This is a genomic window from Paenibacillus sp. 598K, from assembly GCF_003851045.1.
GTDB lineage: Bacteria > Bacillota > Bacilli > Paenibacillales > Paenibacillaceae > Paenibacillus_D.
The window spans coordinates 1-18,302 of record NZ_BFBX01000176.1 but is presented as its reverse complement, the minus strand read 5'-3'; the positions used below and the strand labels follow the sequence as shown (position 1 = coordinate 18,302).

General features: G+C 48.6%; 28 protein-coding genes and 5 tRNA genes. 25 read left to right on the top strand and 8 right to left on the bottom strand.

Features of this window, described 5'->3' with window-relative positions; translation table 11 throughout:
• Positions 1-1,249, top strand: a 1,249-nt coding sequence (locus tag PA598K_RS33665; RefSeq protein WP_128661130.1) for a helix-hairpin-helix domain-containing protein, incomplete at its 5' end; no start/stop codon positions are given.
• Between the two features lie 164 nt (positions 1,250-1,413).
• Here PA598K_RS33665 and cmpA read toward each other — a convergent pair.
• Positions 1,414-1,551, bottom strand: coding sequence for a cortex morphogenetic protein CmpA (gene cmpA / locus PA598K_RS33660; protein WP_128661114.1), 138 nt, complete (start codon positions 1,549-1,551; stop codon positions 1,414-1,416).
• A gap of 84 nt (positions 1,552-1,635) precedes the next feature.
• The gene (locus PA598K_RS33655) at positions 1,636-1,995 is read right to left on the bottom strand and encodes a hydrolase/acyltransferase (protein WP_128661113.1); all 360 of its coding nucleotides are present in this window, start codon (positions 1,993-1,995) and stop codon (positions 1,636-1,638) included.
• Positions 1,996-2,122: 127 nt separating this feature from the next.
• On the opposite strand from PA598K_RS33655, the gene PA598K_RS33650 reads away from it, so the two are divergent.
• From PA598K_RS33650 to PA598K_RS33625, 6 genes are all read left to right on the top strand, one after another.
• Complete coding sequence (locus tag PA598K_RS33650) at positions 2,123-2,599, top strand: SprT family protein (protein WP_128661112.1); 477 nt, start codon at positions 2,123-2,125, stop codon at positions 2,597-2,599.
• Positions 2,600-2,648: 49 nt separating this feature from the next.
• Positions 2,649-2,724, top strand: a tRNA-Asn gene (locus PA598K_RS33645).
• A gap of 4 nt (positions 2,725-2,728) precedes the next feature.
• Positions 2,729-2,819 (top strand) — tRNA-Ser (locus PA598K_RS33640).
• A gap of 178 nt (positions 2,820-2,997) precedes the next feature.
• Positions 2,998-3,072, top strand: a tRNA-Glu gene (locus PA598K_RS33635).
• Between the two features lie 8 nt (positions 3,073-3,080).
• Positions 3,081-3,156, top strand: a tRNA-Lys gene (locus tag PA598K_RS33630).
• 50 nt (positions 3,157-3,206) lie between these two features.
• Positions 3,207-3,289: transfer RNA gene (locus tag PA598K_RS33625), tRNA-Leu, on the top strand.
• Between the two features lie 69 nt (positions 3,290-3,358).
• Here the strand turns inward: PA598K_RS33625 and PA598K_RS33620 are convergent.
• Positions 3,359-4,606: a tyrosine-type recombinase/integrase gene (locus PA598K_RS33620; RefSeq protein ID WP_128661111.1), complete on the bottom strand. Its 1,248-nt coding sequence runs from the start codon at positions 4,604-4,606 to the stop codon at positions 3,359-3,361.
• 47 nt (positions 4,607-4,653) lie between these two features.
• A complete protein-coding gene (locus PA598K_RS33615) occupies positions 4,654-5,082 on the bottom strand; it encodes a hypothetical protein (RefSeq protein ID WP_376739113.1) in 429 nt (142 codons plus the stop codon).
• A gap of 160 nt (positions 5,083-5,242) precedes the next feature.
• Here PA598K_RS33615 and PA598K_RS33610 point away from each other — a divergent pair, with 160 nt between their 5' ends.
• The 17 genes from PA598K_RS33610 (at position 5,243) to PA598K_RS33535 (ending at position 14,642) form a co-directional block, all read left to right on the top strand.
• Positions 5,243-5,452: a helix-turn-helix transcriptional regulator gene (locus PA598K_RS33610; protein ID WP_128661109.1), complete on the top strand. Its 210-nt coding sequence runs from the start codon at positions 5,243-5,245 to the stop codon at positions 5,450-5,452.
• A 64-nt stretch (positions 5,453-5,516) separates the two neighbouring features.
• On the top strand, positions 5,517-5,831 hold the full coding sequence (locus PA598K_RS33605; RefSeq protein ID WP_128661108.1) for a hypothetical protein: 315 nt from the start codon (positions 5,517-5,519) through the stop codon (positions 5,829-5,831).
• A 26-nt stretch (positions 5,832-5,857) separates the two neighbouring features.
• Positions 5,858-6,151, top strand: a complete 294-nt coding sequence (locus tag PA598K_RS33600) for a hypothetical protein (protein ID WP_128661107.1) — start codon at positions 5,858-5,860, stop codon at positions 6,149-6,151.
• 48 nt (positions 6,152-6,199) lie between these two features.
• The gene (locus PA598K_RS33595) at positions 6,200-6,379 is read left to right on the top strand and encodes a helix-turn-helix domain-containing protein (protein WP_260405746.1); all 180 of its coding nucleotides are present in this window, start codon (positions 6,200-6,202) and stop codon (positions 6,377-6,379) included.
• 32 nt (positions 6,380-6,411) lie between these two features.
• Positions 6,412-6,747: a hypothetical protein gene (locus tag PA598K_RS33590; protein WP_128661105.1), complete on the top strand. Its 336-nt coding sequence runs from the start codon at positions 6,412-6,414 to the stop codon at positions 6,745-6,747.
• Positions 6,748-6,796: 49 nt separating this feature from the next.
• Positions 6,797-7,402, top strand: a complete 606-nt coding sequence (locus PA598K_RS33585; RefSeq protein WP_128661104.1) for a hypothetical protein — start codon at positions 6,797-6,799, stop codon at positions 7,400-7,402.
• Positions 7,402-7,557, top strand: a complete 156-nt coding sequence (locus tag PA598K_RS36785) for a hypothetical protein (RefSeq protein ID WP_185602391.1) — start codon at positions 7,402-7,404, stop codon at positions 7,555-7,557. The genes PA598K_RS33585 and PA598K_RS36785 overlap by 1 nt, the downstream gene beginning before the upstream one ends.
• Before the next feature lie 60 nt (positions 7,558-7,617).
• Positions 7,618-7,881: a hypothetical protein gene (locus tag PA598K_RS33580; protein WP_128661103.1), complete on the top strand. Its 264-nt coding sequence runs from the start codon at positions 7,618-7,620 to the stop codon at positions 7,879-7,881.
• A 96-nt stretch (positions 7,882-7,977) separates the two neighbouring features.
• Positions 7,978-8,304 (top strand): hypothetical protein, encoded by a 327-nt coding sequence (locus PA598K_RS33575; protein ID WP_128661102.1) that lies wholly within the window; start codon positions 7,978-7,980, stop codon positions 8,302-8,304.
• Positions 8,305-8,502: 198 nt separating this feature from the next.
• Entirely contained in the window at positions 8,503-8,790 is a 288-nt protein-coding gene (locus PA598K_RS33570; protein WP_128661101.1) for a hypothetical protein, read from the top strand.
• A gap of 36 nt (positions 8,791-8,826) precedes the next feature.
• Positions 8,827-9,525 (top strand): helix-turn-helix domain-containing protein, encoded by a 699-nt coding sequence (locus PA598K_RS33565; protein ID WP_128661100.1) that lies wholly within the window; start codon positions 8,827-8,829, stop codon positions 9,523-9,525.
• A gap of 38 nt (positions 9,526-9,563) precedes the next feature.
• The gene (locus tag PA598K_RS33560) at positions 9,564-9,866 is read left to right on the top strand and encodes a hypothetical protein (RefSeq protein WP_128661099.1); all 303 of its coding nucleotides are present in this window, start codon (positions 9,564-9,566) and stop codon (positions 9,864-9,866) included.
• 248 nt (positions 9,867-10,114) lie between these two features.
• Positions 10,115-10,600, top strand: coding sequence for an ATP-dependent Clp protease proteolytic subunit (locus tag PA598K_RS33555; protein WP_128661098.1), 486 nt, complete (start codon positions 10,115-10,117; stop codon positions 10,598-10,600).
• Between the two features lie 22 nt (positions 10,601-10,622).
• Positions 10,623-11,255, top strand: coding sequence for a hypothetical protein (locus PA598K_RS33550; protein WP_128661097.1), 633 nt, complete (start codon positions 10,623-10,625; stop codon positions 11,253-11,255).
• A 12-nt stretch (positions 11,256-11,267) separates the two neighbouring features.
• On the top strand, positions 11,268-11,849 hold the full coding sequence (locus tag PA598K_RS33545; RefSeq protein WP_128661096.1) for an HK97 family phage prohead protease: 582 nt from the start codon (positions 11,268-11,270) through the stop codon (positions 11,847-11,849).
• 88 nt (positions 11,850-11,937) lie between these two features.
• Entirely contained in the window at positions 11,938-13,995 is a 2,058-nt protein-coding gene (locus tag PA598K_RS33540) for a hypothetical protein (protein WP_128661095.1), read from the top strand.
• A 65-nt stretch (positions 13,996-14,060) separates the two neighbouring features.
• Complete coding sequence (locus tag PA598K_RS33535; protein WP_128661094.1) at positions 14,061-14,642, top strand: hypothetical protein; 582 nt, start codon at positions 14,061-14,063, stop codon at positions 14,640-14,642.
• A gap of 584 nt (positions 14,643-15,226) precedes the next feature.
• Here the strand turns inward: PA598K_RS33535 and PA598K_RS33530 are convergent.
• The 4 genes from PA598K_RS33530 to PA598K_RS33515 all read right to left on the bottom strand — a co-directional run bounded on the left by PA598K_RS33530 (position 15,227) and on the right by PA598K_RS33515 (position 17,011).
• Positions 15,227-15,409 (bottom strand): hypothetical protein, encoded by a 183-nt coding sequence (locus PA598K_RS33530; protein ID WP_128661093.1) that lies wholly within the window; start codon positions 15,407-15,409, stop codon positions 15,227-15,229.
• Positions 15,410-15,443: 34 nt separating this feature from the next.
• Positions 15,444-15,659, bottom strand: coding sequence for a hypothetical protein (locus PA598K_RS33525; protein WP_128661092.1), 216 nt, complete (start codon positions 15,657-15,659; stop codon positions 15,444-15,446).
• Positions 15,660-15,742: 83 nt separating this feature from the next.
• Positions 15,743-16,429: a hypothetical protein gene (locus tag PA598K_RS33520; RefSeq protein ID WP_128661091.1), complete on the bottom strand. Its 687-nt coding sequence runs from the start codon at positions 16,427-16,429 to the stop codon at positions 15,743-15,745.
• Between the two features lie 279 nt (positions 16,430-16,708).
• The gene (locus PA598K_RS33515) at positions 16,709-17,011 is read right to left on the bottom strand and encodes a hypothetical protein (protein WP_128661090.1); all 303 of its coding nucleotides are present in this window, start codon (positions 17,009-17,011) and stop codon (positions 16,709-16,711) included.
• A 155-nt stretch (positions 17,012-17,166) separates the two neighbouring features.
• On the opposite strand from PA598K_RS33515, the gene PA598K_RS33510 reads away from it, so the two are divergent.
• Positions 17,167-17,412 carry a hypothetical protein gene (locus tag PA598K_RS33510; RefSeq protein WP_128661089.1) on the top strand — a complete coding sequence of 82 codons (246 nt, stop codon included), beginning with the start codon at positions 17,167-17,169 and terminating at the stop codon, positions 17,410-17,412.
• The last annotated feature ends 890 nt before the right edge of the window (positions 17,413-18,302 follow it).

Here is an 18,302-nt window from a genome sequence, read left to right as displayed (position 1 = left end):
CAATCTGCTGCTGCAGGCGCCGGTCAAGGGGCATGTCGTGCTCGGCGTCGATCCGGCCTTCCGCACCGGCTGCAAGCTGGCCGTCATCGACGAGACCGGCAAGCTGCTGGAGGTCGCCGTGACGTATCCGACCGCCCCGCACAATAAAGTCGCCGAAGCCGAGCGCATCATGAACGGACTGATCGACCGCTATGGCGCGACGCTGGTCGTCATCGGCAACGGCACGGCCTCGCGCGAGACGGAGACGATCGTCGCCGAGCTGATCCGCAAGCGGATAGAGAGCGGCGCCTCCAAGCTCCAATACATCATCGTCAACGAAGCGGGGGCAAGCGTCTACTCCGCCTCCAAGCTGGCGCAGGAGGAATTCCCGACGCTCGACGTCGCCGAGCGGAGCGCCGTCTCGATCGCGCGCCGGCTGCAGGACCCGCTGGCCGAGCTGGTGAAGATCGAGCCCAAGGCGATCGGCGTCGGCCAATACCAGCACGATGTCGGCCAGAAGCGGCTCGACGAGTCGCTCGGCGGCGTCGTCGAGTCGGCGGTCAACCATGTCGGCGTCGACGTCAATACCGCCTCGCCGTCGCTGCTCTCGTATGTCGCGGGCATTAACGCGACGCTGGCCCGGAATATCGTCAAGTTCCGCGAGGAGCAGGGCAAATTCGTCAGCCGGGCGCAGCTCCAGAAGGTGCCGCGTCTGGGGGCCAAGGCGTACGAGCAGTGCGCTGGCTTCCTGCGCATCCCTGGCGGCGACAATCCGCTCGATGCGACCGCGATCCATCCCGAGTCCTATAGCGTCGTCGATCGACTGTTCCGCGAGCTGAAGCTGACCTTGTCGCAGCTCGGCAGCCGCGAGCTGAGCAGCCTCCTGGCGACGGCTGACATCGAGGCGCTGGCCGCCAGCCTTGGCGTAGGCGTACCGACGCTGCGCGACATCGTAGAGAGCCTGCAGCGGCCGGGCAGAGACCCGCGCGAGGAGCTGCCGGCGCCGATCTTCCACACGGCTGTGCTGAAGCTTGAGGATCTGCAGCCGGGCATGGAGCTGCAGGGCACGGTGCGCAATGTCATCGACTTCGGCGCATTTGTCGACATCGGCATCAAAAACGACGGCCTCGTCCATATCTCGCAGATGAGCGACAAATTCGTCAAGCATCCGATGGATGTCGTGGCCGTCGGCGACAATGTGACGGTCTGGGTGCTGAATGTCGATGCCAAGAAAGGTAGAGTGGGGTTGACGATGCGCAAGCCGGGCTAGCCAGGACCGAGCGCAAGCGCAAAAAAGAGCTGTCTCCCGGTCACTGGCGTGACTCATCGGGAGACAGCTCTTTTCTATGCGCGGACTCGCGTGCGCTCACAACGTTCATGAGAGGTCTTCGGACCTGGGAAACGTGTCGCTCAGGGCCACGGCGCATGGCAGTGCTAGACCCTGCCGACGCTGCCGCTCTCCGGCGTTGTCCGGGTGCGGTAGAAGTACCAGCAATCGTTGAGCAGGCGTATCTGCCGGCGGTCTCTCTTGTGAAATGCGCGCATCAGTTGGTTGCATAGCCACTGCGGCATACCGGTCCCTCCCCAAAAACATGATGTATGGTTTAAGCATATGGGGATAGGCGGCTGGCTGTGCAGGTCCACATCAGAAAAAGACTACGCTTCGACGTCCATCTCTTCCTCGTACCATTGTTCGAGCTGGGCTTGCAGCGCCCGAATCTCCGTCAGCAGGGAGATGAGCGGGTACGCGGTCTCTTGGATAGCGGAAAATGCGCGCTCAAGGTCATTAATATAATCGAGTCCGCCGATAATCTGGATGGAGGCATCGTGCAGCTCGAGATCATTGCATTCGCCGATCGCATAAGGCAGCTTCGGCACGCTGTCCGCCGTCAGCTTGTCGATCTCCTTGTGCAAACGGAGGTTGAGCGCGCTCAACTGATAGGCGTGGGATGCGGGCATCTCCACGACCGACAGCTGACCCGCGTCTTGTAATAGGACATATCGCATAGTTGGCATGACAGGCAACTCCCCTTCATAAGAGGTTGTTCAAAAAGTCTATCGCGACTCTCGACAACCGATCATTGCTACTTGACAGTGTATCGCATCAACGATTATAAATTCAAGTAGATGGGAGAGAATGACGATGGACAATGAAACGTTGCAGGCGTGGGTGGAGCAAGTGTCGCGCGATAGCTTCGGACGACCCTTCCTGCACCAGGCGACCTTTAACCGAAGATTGCGTTCGACGGGCGGCCGGTACTTCATGCGTTCGCATGACATCGAGATTAACCCCAAGCAACTCGAGACGTTCGGCCGCGAAGAGACGGAGAAAATCATCAAGCATGAGTTATGCCATTATCACCTGCATCTGACGAAGCGCGGGTATCGGCATCAGGACGCCGATTTTCAGCGGCTGCTCGCCGAGGTGGGGGGCTCGCGATATTGCAGTGCATTGCCCGGGCAGACCAAGCGTGTGCAGCCTTATCGGTACAAGCTCGTGTGCCGTTCCTGCGGCATGGAATACCTGCGCAAACGCAAGGTGAATCCAGCAAAATATGCCTGCGGAAAATGCCGCGGAAAATTATTCATAAAGATGCTTGACTTTGTTTTAGAACCGTGATAAATTATTACTTGTCACTTTGCGAAACACACACTGAGAAACACAACATTCCCTGATAGCTCAGTTGGTAGAGCACTCGACTGTTAATCGAGTTGTCACAGGTTCGAGTCCTGTTCGGGGAGCCAGCATGGAGAGATACCCAAGTGGCTCAAGGGGACCCTCTGCTAAGGGGTTAGACTGCGCAAGCGGTGCGAGGGTTCGAATCCCTCTCTCTCCGCCATACTACGAATGTTGATGAACGATAGGGCCGTTCAGCCGGCCCTTTTAGTTTGCCTCTAGCAGCGGGGCGAAGCGTCATTTTGAAGGCGAAAATGCTTCAAAAAAAACGCTTGCCAAGCTAAACAGAATTAGATATAATAACTTCTGTTGTCGCTCATGGCGCACTCATCAATGGACAAGGCCCGTTGGTCAAGGGGTTAAGACACCTCCCTTTCACGGAGGTAACAGGGGTTCGAATCCCCTACGGGTCACCAACTTCCCAGAGCCATTAGCTCAGTTGGTAGAGCACCTGACTTTTAATCAGGGTGTCGAAGGTTCGAGTCCTTCATGGCTCACCACTTTCTTCTTCCTCAGGAGAGAGTGCTATATAATAGTAGAAACACGATATGCGGTCGTGGTGGAATGGCAGACACGCTATCTTGAGGGGGTAGTGGGCTTACGCCCGTGGAGGTTCGAGTCCTCTCGACCGCATCCTAATTTAAACGCTGAAATCCCTTGATACATAAGGGATTTTTTTATTTTCATTTTTCTGGTTATCATTTAAGCCATGTCCTCCTTTTGGCTGTTGTTGACGGATTGTTGACGAAAATTTTCGGGAGCGAACTTGTTGAATTTTTCTGCGGTATCTCGGCTTAGCTTTTTTGTAACGTGAGCATAGGTATCCGCCGTCGTCTGATGCTTGGCGTGTCCTAGACGTTTCTGGATGGCTTTCATTGATGCGCCTGCTTCGATGAGCAATGTAGCGGCGCTGTGTCGCAGATCGTGGAAGCGGACTTTCTTCAACTCGTGCCTCTTCACAAATTTATTCCACCACTCCGTAGGGTAAGAGTGGTAAAACGGTTTGCCGAACCCGGCATGAAAAACAAACTCCCGATCACCGCCTAACCACTTCTCCTGAGCATCCCATTTTTCTTTAATCCATTCCTTGCGGTGGATCTCCAGCTCTGCCATGTACCAGTCAGGAAAATCGACCTGACGCTTTGAACTTCTCGATTTCGGACCCTTCTCGACGGCCTTCCCATCCTCGGTCAATGAAATGCTGTTCACGACGCCTAGAACGCCGTTTTTAGCGTCCACATCGGGCCATTCGAGTCCTAATAGCTCCCCGCGACGAAAGCCCCCTATCATCGCCCCCAAGACGAGCAGACGCCATCTTCTAGGCTCCTTATACAGGGCTGTGATTACGGCCCGGGCTTCTACTTCGTCATAAAATTCACATTCCGTTTCCTCGACTCGGGGCTTCTTCACACCGGCCATAGGATTTGCTTTGATGAACTGCCATTCAGTCGCTCGCTGAAGAATGTTCTTCAAGACGCGATAGATGTATTGAATTGTACCGCTGGAGAGGGTATCGCCCTTACCGTCCTTTCTTGCTCCAGGCTTGCCAAGATCGTTAATGAATGTGACGACATGGATCGTCTTGATTTCCTCCAGCTTCTTGTGACCGAAGACCGGTAAGATATGGTTGGTAATATGATGTTTGTACGTTTTGAAGGAAAGGGGAGAGAGGTTTTCTTCCTTGCATGCGTATTTGGGAATCCATTCATTCTCAATGAACTTTTCAAGCGTCATTTTGGTTGGCTTAACGTAGATACCGGACTCAACCTCCTGCTTGAACATGTGGAGCTGATCACGCAGGAATTCTTCTCTAAGCCGCTTGCTTTTTAATACCGCATCATCATCGATTTTGACTGTTCTGGTTTCTTTCTCCCGCGTGCCATCTGCTTTGTATCCCGCTTCTACAACAAGAAGCCAGGAGCGTTCTCCTCGTTTTTGCATGCTTGCCATGTCTTCATCTCCTTATATTTTTCTTTGGTTACTATCATTGGTTCTCATTAGTTGTTATCATCCATCATGGGGTTACTGATTGGATCTTCATCAGCATCTTGATCTACATTATTATTTTGGGTCATTTCACTCAGTAGTTTATAGATTTTCTTTCGCTGACTCCATTTTAATCTAACTCCTTTAAATGCAATCTCCCCCCCAATCAACCATTTTTCAAGTTGCAAAACTCCTTCAATCACATCTTTCCCTTGCTCCAGATCTTGCTTCATTTTAAAAATATTCACAATTTGATTTTGCGCCCAAGAAATTGTTTCAATTTCTTTTTCATCCAAGTGGCCAGCTATTTTGAGCAAAGTAATATAATCTTCATTTAGCGGTCCAGCTAACTTTTTCAGTACTTCTGGAGATGGAATAATCGTCCCGCCTGTTCTAGGGTCGACACCTTTTTCAATGCTTCTTAAGTATGTATTACTCACTCCAGATTCTCTTTCAATGGAGCGTAAGCTACGTTTGCCTCTGGCTTTTCGCAAATAATCTCCAATTTCAGTGATTTTAACCGCCTCCACTTTATTTTGCTATGCATGGTTGACACCAATGATAACATGACGTATTATGATTATCAAGGAGGTGCTACTCATGGTTAGCAACAAATTAAGAGAAATCAGAAAAAAAGTTGGTATGCCTGTTTCCGAATTGGCTCGAAGGACAGAGGTAAGTCGTCAAACAATCACTAATATTGAACTCTATGGTCAAGTTCCAAACGGTATACTGATGCTTAAGATTTGCGATGTGCTAAATAAAGAACCGAAGGAAATTTTTTTTAATCAAAGTGCTATGCATGGTTAGCAAATAAGTAAGTTGCTCCTTGAAAACTGAATAAGAGCAACCCCACAAGAAAGGGTGATTCAGAATGACAGCCAATCAAACGAAAGACCCGGCTACCATTCGCCGGGCATTGGAACGCAAATACTTCCCCCGGGGCCTAGAAATTAACGAGATAAGGCTGCTTGATGAAATCCAACTCCATCTAATGGATGCGGCCGAACAGACAGTGGGTGTGGAGCGATGGTCTAACGCAGCGAACTTAGGATATGCAATCGTTGCAGGGCTATCTGTGGGCATGAGCCCCAAGGAGGTAGAAAAGCTTGTTAGCGCAATGAGAGTTGTTCATGACAATGTGTCAGTGGCTGAGGCGGCCAGTCATTATAACCGTTCGCCATTCTAACGATCCAAAGAAAGGAACGTGAATCCATGCAGCACCCAAACGAGGAAAAAGAAACGACTTGCGTTTTCGACTACATGACCGACGAATGGAACGTTTATAGCTGCGTTCCTAGGCACATCAACCGGCTTATGAAAATCGCTTCCCCCTACTGGACTGAAAAAGACGGTGAGCGCATCACGGCAGCTAAATGGAAACTCAAAGCGTCTCAGGTCAATTTCTCTGTAATTAGACAGAGTAACATGAGCTACGAGCAGCGGGAGGCCGCTAAGGAGCGGTTGGCCGATGCTCGTTTGAAACGCTTGTCCGAATCAACGATTTAACGCTTAGAATCGAAACGGTGCTTGAAGGGAGGTGACAACGTGCAGCGGATGAACGTAAAGGAAGCGGCCGCTTATATTGGGGCGAGCGAATACAAGCTTCGGGAGATGGTCCGCCGAAAGCTCATAGGAAGCTATCGCGTCGGCAATCGCATCCTTTTCCGTAAAGAAGCAATCGATGCTTGGATTTTGAAGCAGGAGCAAGAGAACAGCAGCGCATTCAGCAATTAGTTCTTTATTTCATCCAAAGGAGAAGTTGCTGCATGAACGAGCAACAGATCATTCAAAAAGCGAATCTGGTACGAGAAGCTATCGGGGGGCTGATAATCGGCTTCCCTATCGAGGAACAAAGCCCATCATCTCCGTACGCAGTGGCTGTATTTTTGAACGGGGATTGCAAATTGTTTCCCAATCTTGGAGACATCAGCGACACGGCAGAAGCTATCTTTGCAATCATGGAAGCTTGTGAAGAGGAAGGAATCAAAATCAATTTCGACCAGCATGTCAGGCTGATCACCTATGTCGCTCAGTTAAAAGCGCCAGATGTAAGGATGCGGCGGGCGCTCAAGAAAGATCGCAAGAGAGGAATTAGGTACTGACAAACCGTTATATGGATCAGAAATCAAACCAATAAGAGGAGCGGCATGCATGCAGAAAATTAATATGGTCAATTGCAAGATCGGTGATATCCACCGCTTGCTGGAACTCATGTGGAACAATGACATGAGCTGCGATGTGGATGTTAAAGTGGCCGGACGTTCAGAGGCAGTAATGAGCTTTAGCGGCCCTGTGAAGGATGTGGAGCTTGAAAAGTTCTTCGAGCAACAAGACGCGCTCACGTTCCAGATCGGGGGAACGAACTTCAATTTCGAACAAGAAGGCATCATTTACGGGATGGAAATCAGCGACCAGCAAATCACAGTCTGTATGGTAGATAAAGATGCTACCACATGGATTCACAGCGAAGCCACTACGCCAGGAGTCATAGCACAGGCATTAAATATCTTCCCGGATGTAAAGTCAGCTAGTTCCAAGCTCACAGCTGAAGAAACGGCACTCATTCTTATGCTTCGAGAACTGAAACATGAAACATTGGTGATCGCTATTGAAAGCATGATGGGCGGCGTTGAAGCTTGCGAAGAGATGGGCAAGGAAGATGAGATGATGAAAATTGGTTTGCTCGGGGCTGCTCTTGGTGATGCGAACGAGGATTACCGGAGGGTCGAAAAACTGCTCGAAGGGGTGACGCACTAATGACGGTCAATCAAGTGCTGGATCAGGTGTCCGACAACAAGCGAAATGTCGAACTGACTCGACTAATCGAGTACTGCGATGCCATCGGCATTGATACTTCTGGCGTGAAAGCTCTCTTGAAGAAGGTTCGGCAGCGCCGGGCCATCAACGCCTAACGCTCTCGTACTGTCATCGTTAGATCACAAAATCGAAATCGGATAAAGGAGATGCTTAACATGACTCATCAAATCATGGCACATGCAGCTAATCTGGAGGTTATCGCCAACGCTAAAAGGAAGCTGGCTGGAATTGCGTATAACCTGTTGAACCAGCAAGAAGACCGCTACACGGCGGAAGACGCTGCACAGGCTGTTATGGATGCTTACGAGGACCTGCACCAACTGGAGCAGCGGGCGCACCTCGAATACATGGATAGCAACGTGAGGGCCGAAAACGACAAAATCACTTCTGCTGTTACCTTGGCCGGGCCGCAGAAGTGATCATCCAATAAAGGGCTATGCCTCTTTGCCGAACACTCTATCATTTCTCGGGTGTTCGGTCAAGTGGCCAGGCCCTAAATAAAAGGAGCTGACTGTATGGAAGCAGCATTTAATGGGCTCGGGGAGATCATGGATGCCTCCTACCTGAATGGAGAAAGATCGGTCTTGGCCGTGATTGCAAAGCGTGAGCTCGAAGACCTGTACGACAAGGAAGACGCCGGTTCCAAAGAGGCGAACGACTTCCAAAACAAGATTTTCAATGCTGCCAAGCAATTCGCTGCACATATGCCCAAGGATCAACAGCAGCAATACAAAAGCTTCCTCTTCGATCTGGAGAGCGAGTTGAGTCATCTCGAAAATCTCGGGATCGATTGGGGCTATCATAGGGGATTCGTCGCCGGGTATCGGCTGGCCAAGGGCTAGGTCGTATACAGGGGCTGTGTGGCGCTGCTGCATGGTCCTCTATCTTCATGCTGATGCAATGCGTTCGCATAGCGTATGCACGAAACTCCGTCAACCTTGGAACGGCGCTTGTGGAATAAATTCCACAAGCGGCAACGAATCTAGGGATAGGCAGCTTGAACTTGGAACACAACTTGGAACAGTAAAGGAGGATTTCAGATGACTACCACTATCGACAGGGAGCCGCTTGTTACGGTGCTTCTCCAGCAATCCAAAGCCCTTCATCTTCAATACTTTCAGTTGGAGGACATGGGAATCTCTATGATCCCGCTGGAGAACGCCCTCTCCGCTTTGGAGGTTTGCATTCTGTCCGCCTACGGGCTTAATAACGAATGCTGCTATGAAGCGATGCAGATCATATACGGTTATTATACGGATCAGGTGACGCTCTCCGAGTTGTTGGGGAAGCTGTACCTGGCTGCCAATAACTCGGGGGCAAGTCTTTAGGAAGTATGGCAGTGAGGCGGAAAGAGAGGCGGTGAGATGGCACCTAAACGAAAGAACTTCTTCACCGGGCCTAACGCCATCTTCGAAATTGGTCTTAATCCTTATCAAATCGCGGTGTACCTGTACATCTCACGGTGCGGGAATAACGCATCCGCATTCCCTAGCTTCCCTACCATCGCCGAAAAAACCGGAATGGGCGTGCGTAAGGCTAAAGATGTCGTCAGTGAGCTTGTAGAAATGGGTCTTCTGGAGAGGCAACATCGTTACGGCGAAAAGGGCCGGGAGAGCAATCTCTACAAGGTGATCGAACCAGAACTCAGAGGGGCACAATCCGCCCCCTCAAACGAGGAGGTGAGTGCATCACATGCACCAACCCTAGTGCATGACATGCACGGGGGTAGTGCACCACATGCACTGTATAAAGAACTATCTATAAATAACATAAGAGATAAAGATAAAAGATACATCGCTTTGACAAGCGACGGTCATCCTTTTCTTCACATTTATGACCTTCACTACAAAAACAAATTCGGCAAGAGTCATCCAGACGTATCCGAGGAACAGCTTCATGACATTATTAGTCGATTAGAGCATCTTCAAGACTATGGTGTGGATGAAGATCAACTGCATGATGCTGTTTATGAACACTTCAACACCTTGCCAGAAAGCAATGACGGAAAGATATTTGCTTTCCTTCATGCATCATTTAGGTACTTTGAAGTCAGAAATGAATAATACTCTCGCGGCAGCGCTGGGAAGGAGGTGGTTCAAGCTTGAATAAGGCGCTGAAACGAGAGATTGTTGAGCGGTTCCGTCGTTACAACATGTGTTGTTTCCTTGAACACGGGAACGATACGCCGCACGCAGGTAGAGCAGCATTCATGCAAAGCGTTGATGATGCAGTTAACCGGCTACCAGAGCAACAGGCAGACTTGATTCGGAAACGATACCTGCACAGGGAAGGTGACTACATGACTGATCTAAAGTTCTACGAAGTCATAGGTATCAGCCGACCTAAGTTCACACAACTTCGGAAGCAGGCGTTCATAGCGTTGGCAAAACGTTGGGACATTTGATTGAGCCTTCACCTGTTCACATCTTCTTATAGTTTTTATTTATTAAAGTTATCAACGTTATAACGATTAGGAATGAAATGAGTGATGCGATATCGAACGATACACCAGGGGACGGGCACCTCCAAAAAAATGGGCATGGCCCCCCCTTTCGAAAAGTGAGTGAGGGGATAGTGAAGACCGTTGTGCCCCCTTCAAATAACACACAGGGCGCGCGCATGACCCCCCTCCCCTGAAACGAGGTGCATTTGATGGCGAGAGTTATTCAGATTAAGGGAGAAATCACGAAACATAGCAGCTTGAATGTGCGACATCGGATCATTGAAGCCCGCGGCGAGGAGATAAACCTCATCATTGACTCACCGGGTGGATTGTTGTATCGAGGGCAAGAAATTATACAATCCATCAAAGCTCATCGCGGTGGCATATACGCTACAGTTTTGAAGTCAGCACACAGCACGGCTTCCATCATTGCTCTATCGTGTGATTATCTCCAGATGCACAGAACAGCAACAATGTTGATTCATAAACCAACCGTAGACGGCCAAACAAGAGAGCAACTCGAAGAAGCGTTGGCAAGACTCATTATGCTTCAAGAGTATAAGATCATGGGATGCTACTATGAACGCCTCAGATCAGACGCGAACCGTGATTTAATTAGTTTCATTTTTGAAGAAGAAAGAGTGCTCGATGCACAGCAAGTGAAAAATCTGTTCACCAGAGTGTATATAATCTAACCAATTGGGAGTGTGGATACACATGAAACACGTAACTGCTTTAACTGAAAAGATCAAAGATGAACAGAAAGAAATGTTTGTTTGGATTGACAAGGAGAGAGAAACGCTCACTGAACTGATTCAAGCAAATGAAAGGGAGCATGAAGCGGCCTTGGATAGCGGAAGCGTCCTTAATCCTCATAAAATTGTTGAGAACGAACGGAAAATCAGCGAGCAAAGAACGATTGTGTCTCGCCTGGAAGATGCCCGCCAGCGCCTGGTAGACAGGAACAATTTAGACGCACTCCGGGAACCCTACGAGACGGCCGCAAGGTTAGATGATGATGAGTGCATGGCTAGATACTCGGCGGATTACCAAGCTGCTGCTGACCACTTAATGAAAGCTCTGGCTCATTTATCGAAACTGGAAGATATGGTGATGAAAGATAGGGCAGCACACAAACGGTCATTGTCAGGGGTATCAAGGTGCATTGATCCTTTGTTTGCGAGTCATCTTGAAAGAAGGCACAAGCAAAGGGAACCTATTGCTCCGCCTTTCGCGAGGGTCAAGGCTGTTTTGGAGACAGTACATGCCGTATATGGCGAAGGGCATAAAACCTTGGCGCTTTCGCAGCAAACATGGGACGATCTCCGGCAAAAATACAATTTGAAATAGGAGTATTGCCTAATGAACCAATATGAATCGGTGACATCACGTGCGTATCGCAATCTCTATAATTCCTCCTTGAGTATTCGTAATGCCAGCGGCGAGAATGTAATCTCTGGGCTTGCAATTCCTTACAACGTTTGGACACGAATCAATACAGTCAAAGGTGAGACGTTTATGGAGCGCATCCAACGCGGAGCATTGAAGGAAACGCTCCTGGCTGACCATAAAATCGAATGCTTAGTAAGGCATCAGGCCGAACATCACTTGGGGGATACACGTTCTAACCTCAAGTTGTTCCACCGGGAGGATGGTCTATACTTTGAGCTCGTTGCTGACAACGATCGAGCGCTTCACTTAATAGACGGCGTACGAACTGGCTTTTTTAATAAATGCAGCTTTTCCTTTTCAAAGCAAGATTGGGTCGATGAACAACTTGGTGGTATGACTTGGCGGACAATAAAATCGATGGAATTGTATGAAATATCCCTAGTTGATAGTCCCGCTTATAAATCCACGAAAGCCGGTACAGGAGATGCCAGCGCAAACGACAATACAACAATGCGTAACATTGAAGGAATCAAGTTTGCAGTAAGGCGATAGAAGGCTTGTATTTTCAGGCGAGGCGTCCACTGCGGGCGGTTCGCCTTTCTTTATCAACTAACTAATAGAGATTTAGAGAGGTGATGACGTGTTTCCTATATCCCCGGTCTTCGAGGACCTACTGAAGCGCCGCGACCGCGAATGGATGGTCAAAGTAGACATTAACGGAGTGGAATATACGAACAATCAGATTGTCGAGTTTCTGATCGAGAACAGCTTAACATTGAATCAGGAGTTTGAGATTGGGACGGCGACGGCATCCAAGTTTATTTTGAAGCTTCGGACACCTTACGAGATCCCCGCCAATGCCCGCATGCGTCCGTATTTGGCCCTCTCCACGGCTGGAATGACTTGGGGAGATGCTACCTACCCTTGGGCGGGTAGTGACTTTCCTTGGGGCGGTGAGAACTCGGGAACGGATTGGTTGCAGTTGGGCGAATTCTATGTCGATTCACGCGAGCAGAACAAGGACATCTGGACGTTTACATGCTTCGACGCATTGATATTCGCTGAAGTCCCCTACGTTTCTAGTCTGATTTACCCTGCCAGAATGCAGGACGTATGGGATGAGATATGCGACAGGCTAGGGTTTGTCTATGAACAGGTGCATATCGATCCTGCGTACACTATTCCTGTAGCTCCTACAGGTTATACGACGCGTCAGGTGATGGGGTTCATCGCTGCATCAAACGCTGCGAGCGTCTATGTCAGCAAGACAGGCACTATTCGCTTCAGGAGATTCACGGCAGCCGACCAGCCGGTCTTCCAGCTCAGTGAATCGGATTACATGATGGCGAAGAAAGCCAATCCACTGAAGACCTACACCCGGTTCGTCATCACCTACGACGAGGAGGAAGACGCATCCTATACAGTGGGTTCAGGCGACGAGAACCATACGCTATACATCAACAATCCTTTTGCTACGCCGCAAATCGCAAATGGCATATTGGCTGCGATGAACGGATTCTCGTATGTCCCTGTTGCAATGGATGCCCGGGGCTATCCGCAATTAGAGATGGGGGACCGTATCAGTTACCTCCAGTACGAGGGCAACACCTGGGAGACAGCAATCAAGCCTTGGGAAGATACTGACGTCCCCTGGGACGGCCTCAGCCGTTATGAGACGATCATTATGCATCAGGTGTTCGACTTCCGGGGCGGACTCTCCATGAGCGTCGACAGCCCATCACAGAGCGAGCAGCAGAGTGAGTATCCTGTTGTCGGTACGGTGACGAGTGAAATAAACCGCCTGTCAAAAAGCGCTGTGAAGCAAGGCAGAAACTACTTTGGCGTCAACATATCGAAAGAGCGTGGCTTGGTCGTAGATCGAAGTGATGGCCTAGCATCATCAGTGTGGAACTCGGACGAATTCCGGTTCACCGCTGATGGTGAAGACGCACTTTGGTTTGATGTTCCGTCCAGGAAGTTCATGTTCTCGGGTACGTTGGAAGGTGCTGATGGTCGCTTCAGTGGGACGATAGAAGGTGGCCGCTTCGTCGGTGGCAGCATCCAGATCGGCAGCAGTTTCAGCGTAGACGAATCGGGTCACATGAAGGCAGTCGGCGGGGAGTTTTCGGGAACGATCAGCGCAGCAGTATTTAACGGTGGGCAGATCAACGGCACAACTATAACCGGTACCACAATCAGAGGTAGTACGATTATAGCGCCGACCATGACGACATCGGAGGGGACGGGTCAGCGAGTAGCGTTCGAGCCTGGGGGATTCCGATCCTACGACAATAATGGGGTTAAACGTATATCAATCGATACGAATGATGCGTTCGGTTACCAGGAGCTGCGGTTCTGGGGGCAGAGCGGCGGACATGTAGGCACCGTTTCAGGAACCAACGGTCAGCTAAATATCAACGCCATGGGAGCTAACGCCCTTCTCGTGGGTGGTGCTTCGGTTGTCTTCGGGGGACAGATATCTTCTATTAACTTTCAAGATCGGCCAGTTACAGGGTTCCCGATAAGCAATGTTTCCGGGCTGTCATCGGCTCTCTCAGCCAGAGCGTTAGCAGGGGCTCAGACAGGTAACTCACAGGTCTACAATGCCGGGATTCCGATCGGAACACAACTCATGATTGCAGGCGGGGGTACGGTGACCTGGACGGGCATTCCTGCACATTCTCACCCCCAAACGTAATTTTTTTCGCTACTCTGACGATAATTATGCGTATAACAGTTATCACAAATCGGAGGGGTAGCGGAATGAAAAAATTTGTTGCAGGGGTTCTGTGTGGGGCGTTGTTGATGGTAGGGGCATCGGTGTCTGCTTCCAAAATAAACCCAGTGATCGGCCAAAAGGTTGATGGTGTTATGAGAGTAATCATTGATGGTAAGACAGTGGAAAAAGATGCGGCAATCATTAACGGCGTTTCCTACCTACCGGTCCGGGACACAACAAATGCAATCAATGGCGAGATAGTAAGTGTCGAGAACAAGGTTATTGAAATCTCCACGAAGGGGGGCGCGAACGTGACTGAAGACCTAGCAGAAAAGGCAAAACTTGAAGATGAAAAGTATGCCCGCATAGCTGCTGTTGAGAATCAAATATCAAAATTGAAGAGTGATGTGTTGAAGGCCCAGGAGCGCATTAATATCACTCAAGATCAAATCGCCAACGGCCAAGATCTCCTAATAGCTGGGGGCGACCCGATTCCATTCAAGGAATCGGATGTGTATCAACGTTTCCAGGCTGACATAGCCAAAGAGCAAGCAGAGATTGACCGGTTGCAGGGTGAGATAGCTGAGCTGGAAACGGAACTGGAAGTATTGGTTAAAGGTGAGTAATAAGTGAAAAGCGAGCTCAGAGTCATTGTTAGTTATTCGGATAATGCGAAGCCTTGGGAAGATATTGAGGAGCATTTGGCTCTTTGGTTCGAGCACGTTTTATTCATAGCCAAGTCGAGTGAAACACTCATCGATCTTCTCCCTCATCATGATCTACCATAAATAGTGGATCCATTGTCGATCTTAAAGGGGACTCCAAACTCGGAGGCCCCCTTCCCTTTTTCACATCAATGCATCTCTATTGCCATAACATGTCTCATGTGTAATGTACTTCTCTAGAAGCTCGTCCAGGTTATCAGCTACCAAGCCTTTCTTAGCGAGCTCGTCATGGATGATATCTTTGCACAATAATCTGAGGACCTGGGGAGCCCTATCGCCAACCCGAATAATGTTGATCTTAAAGCGCTGCTTCCTTGCCATTTGGCCTCACCTCCTTGTAAAGGAGTTCAATAGAGGTACAGCATAAACCTCCACATCACTTCTGCCGCCGGAATCGTTGATTGAAATCAAGGGAAAGAGGGCTATTGAATCGATGTGGTGTATTTCATCGTCTATACATGGAATGGCTTGAAACCCACAAGATGTTACTGACTGGAATGTTCTTTTAACGGCACTGGTATGTATTTATGTCCGGTACTTGCTTCCATTATTAAAGCTTTTATTTTTGCTTGCTGATCGTAATCCGTTTTTGCAATAGCCTCATCTACGGACAATTTATTTCCTTCTTTATCAACAAACGAAACGGTTACTTTTAGCTTTTTACTCAAGAAGCCTCACTTCCTCTTCAATGGTCCATTAAGCCTAAGTTGGATGTACATTTTGAATCTCAAGCTCCCTCTTCCTGCGACGCGGAGATAATGCTATGTATTTATCTAATACTGCATCCAAGTTGTTAGACACGACGCCCATGTTATCCAACACTTTTTGTATTTCCCTCTTCGCCAGTGTCTTTATAATCTGATCTGTGCGATCCTCCGTGCAAATGAATTTTAATGTGAAACTTTTCTTCTTAGCCATTTACTTCACCTCCCCCGCGTAGGAGTTCAATAACGCTTCGTCATCATCCTTATTAGGCATAAACAAAGCCACCCGTAGGTAACTTATTTTGATTTCTTTTCCATTTCGAATTTCTCGGACTCCCACCTAATGTATATACTCATATAGATATTTCGTGGCGGTTGGTAGTTCCATCTAACGTATTTTGTCGCGATGTATCTAAATGGTGTTAATGCGTAAACCAATACCATTTTCAATTTGTAAATATTAATCTCTCTCGCGGTCATCTTAGCAATTCTTTCGTTGTTCCGACGCCTCCTCTTTCTCTCGATGTGTTTCCAATATGCTACCTTATAATCCCCATCTCCTAATTGAAACCTCACTCTTAAAGGACGGTTGAGGTCAAAAGTGGAAAAAGTTACACCTTCGAGTTCAACTTTTTGCGATTCTCCTACCTCCATGTCCTTCAAGGTGTTCATTACGTACTTGCTGCTGTAGGAATAAAGTTCCCCAATCCCATTTGGCTTATATGTATAATCTACAATTTTAGGAGTGTGAATTGATATGTTGTACGCCTTCCCTGGACCATCGTTATAAAGTGTAACTACAACAAACTGGCTGCTAGAAAAATTTATTTGGGAAGGTCTTACATCAGTTCTGATAGCAGCTTGGGATGATTTTTTAGAAACCCTTAAAGCCACGACCGCGACATAAACACTTGCTACTGACGTCAAGACCATGAGCCAGTCACTTAGGCTCGTCTCCTGAATCCACTCAAACCATATATTCATATCCAACCCCCGCAATTAAATTTATCAGTGGGGATTCGACGTGAAGTGCGGGTTTTCCTCCATTTTACATCTTAATGTAAAAAGCCGCTCATGCGAGCGGCTTGAGATGATTCGTATAGAACTCTTCCTTGTCCTCGGCTAATAAGAATGCCTCAATTATGTTAATGCCTGCATCAAACGTTTTGATGTTGCCGCTTGTAAAGTTGACTTTAATATGTAACGCGTCCTGGTCAACCTCAAAACATCTAATGACTGTTGAGTTAACTGGAATCTTCATATTCAGGACTTTTCCCGACGTAGGTTTTTCCAGTGAGTAGTGAGTTTGCCATCAGCTACATCGTGAGAAGTAACTGTTAGGATCAATCCTGCCTCTTGGTTTTCTTTAGCGATGGGCAACGCCGTTTCCCAGATCCAATCATATAACGTTTTTCCATCAGGCACCCTTACACCTGTGGCGATAGCAGTCCCGGAGACCCTCAACTCCAACATTTTTTGTTCCCCTTTGTAAACCATTGCTGCTGCATAGTCTCCGAAGTTCTCCATTTTATAACCTTTGTACTGCCCCTCTTCCCAATGATGCATACTGAACCTCCTTCATGTTATGTCGTGCACAAACTCATTTCGCCAAAAGGTAACAAATTCCTGCTTGCCCAATTAGAAGGGGGATGCTAAATTCAAAGTGAGCCGTATGGGAAAGCATCCCTGCGGCTTATAATGTCTCTTGGAGGGATCGCTACATGAGTGAAAGCGTAAAGCTGGTGGAGTGTTACGAGTATGGATCATTGAAAAAGCTTCATAACCCAGAAGAGGAAAGCTGGCTGTTTCAAGCCTATAATCGTGAGTATGAATTTATCAATTCGACGTTGATTGAAACCTTAGATGAGCTCTCTATGGAGGGCTGGGATCTCGTATGTCCTGGTGAGCTGGGTTACATATTGAGAAAGCCGGTATTGAAAGAAGAGCCGAAGCCGATTGAGGACTGATTCATCAAAAACGAGTGATCGCTCGGATTTCCTTCACACGGTGAGGGATTTCAGTCGCCCGGCGATCATAAAAAATTTTTGGCACTCGGCGGCCCCCACCACTGTTACATTGGCGTTACCTGCGCATATCCCGGGACGCCTGTAGCCCTGTAAAACAAGGCGGATCGGCAACAATGACCTGTTACCTAAGTTTCGGCACTTCTGTTGGGAGGGCACCGATCCGTGCTGTCCGGTAACCCGAAATTGCCGACCCGGGGAGGAGGGATCAAAATTGCGCCTTCCTCACTCTCCAAATTTGACGGCTGAGATCGGTGCAAAATTGAGCTTATCTCATCCCTCAATTTTGAGGAGTGAAATCCTACGGCATCGTGTGGTTTGATATGCCAATGAAGCAGAATATATTACCTGTAGACTCTGGCGGGTTTCGGCTTAGAATTTAGACAGGGAGGTGTTCGCTTTCATTATAAGGGAAATCAATGGCGATAAACCGATCAGCGAATGGGTAGAAAAGGGCTTGCAAGATATGGCGAAAAGAGAGTACGGGCTAAACATCACATTCAGACTCATTAAATTTGAGAAATGCAACGAGAATGTAATAAGAGTAGAACCCTTAAAAGAGGGCTCTACTCTGTTGACCAATTGTTGACGAACTGTTGACGAAAACTAAAAACACATAGCCATCGTCAACAACAGGGGAACAACATACGAACGATGTAAAGCTAAGCACAGCAAGGGATACAGTAAAATAACAACATAGAAAAACGTCAATCTATTACTTTGAGGGGGTAGTGGGCTTACGCCCGTGGAGGTTCGAGTCCTCTCGACCGCATCCTAACTTAAACGCTCGAAAGCCTTGCGCAGCAAGGCTTTTTTTTTGTTGTGTGCCACGC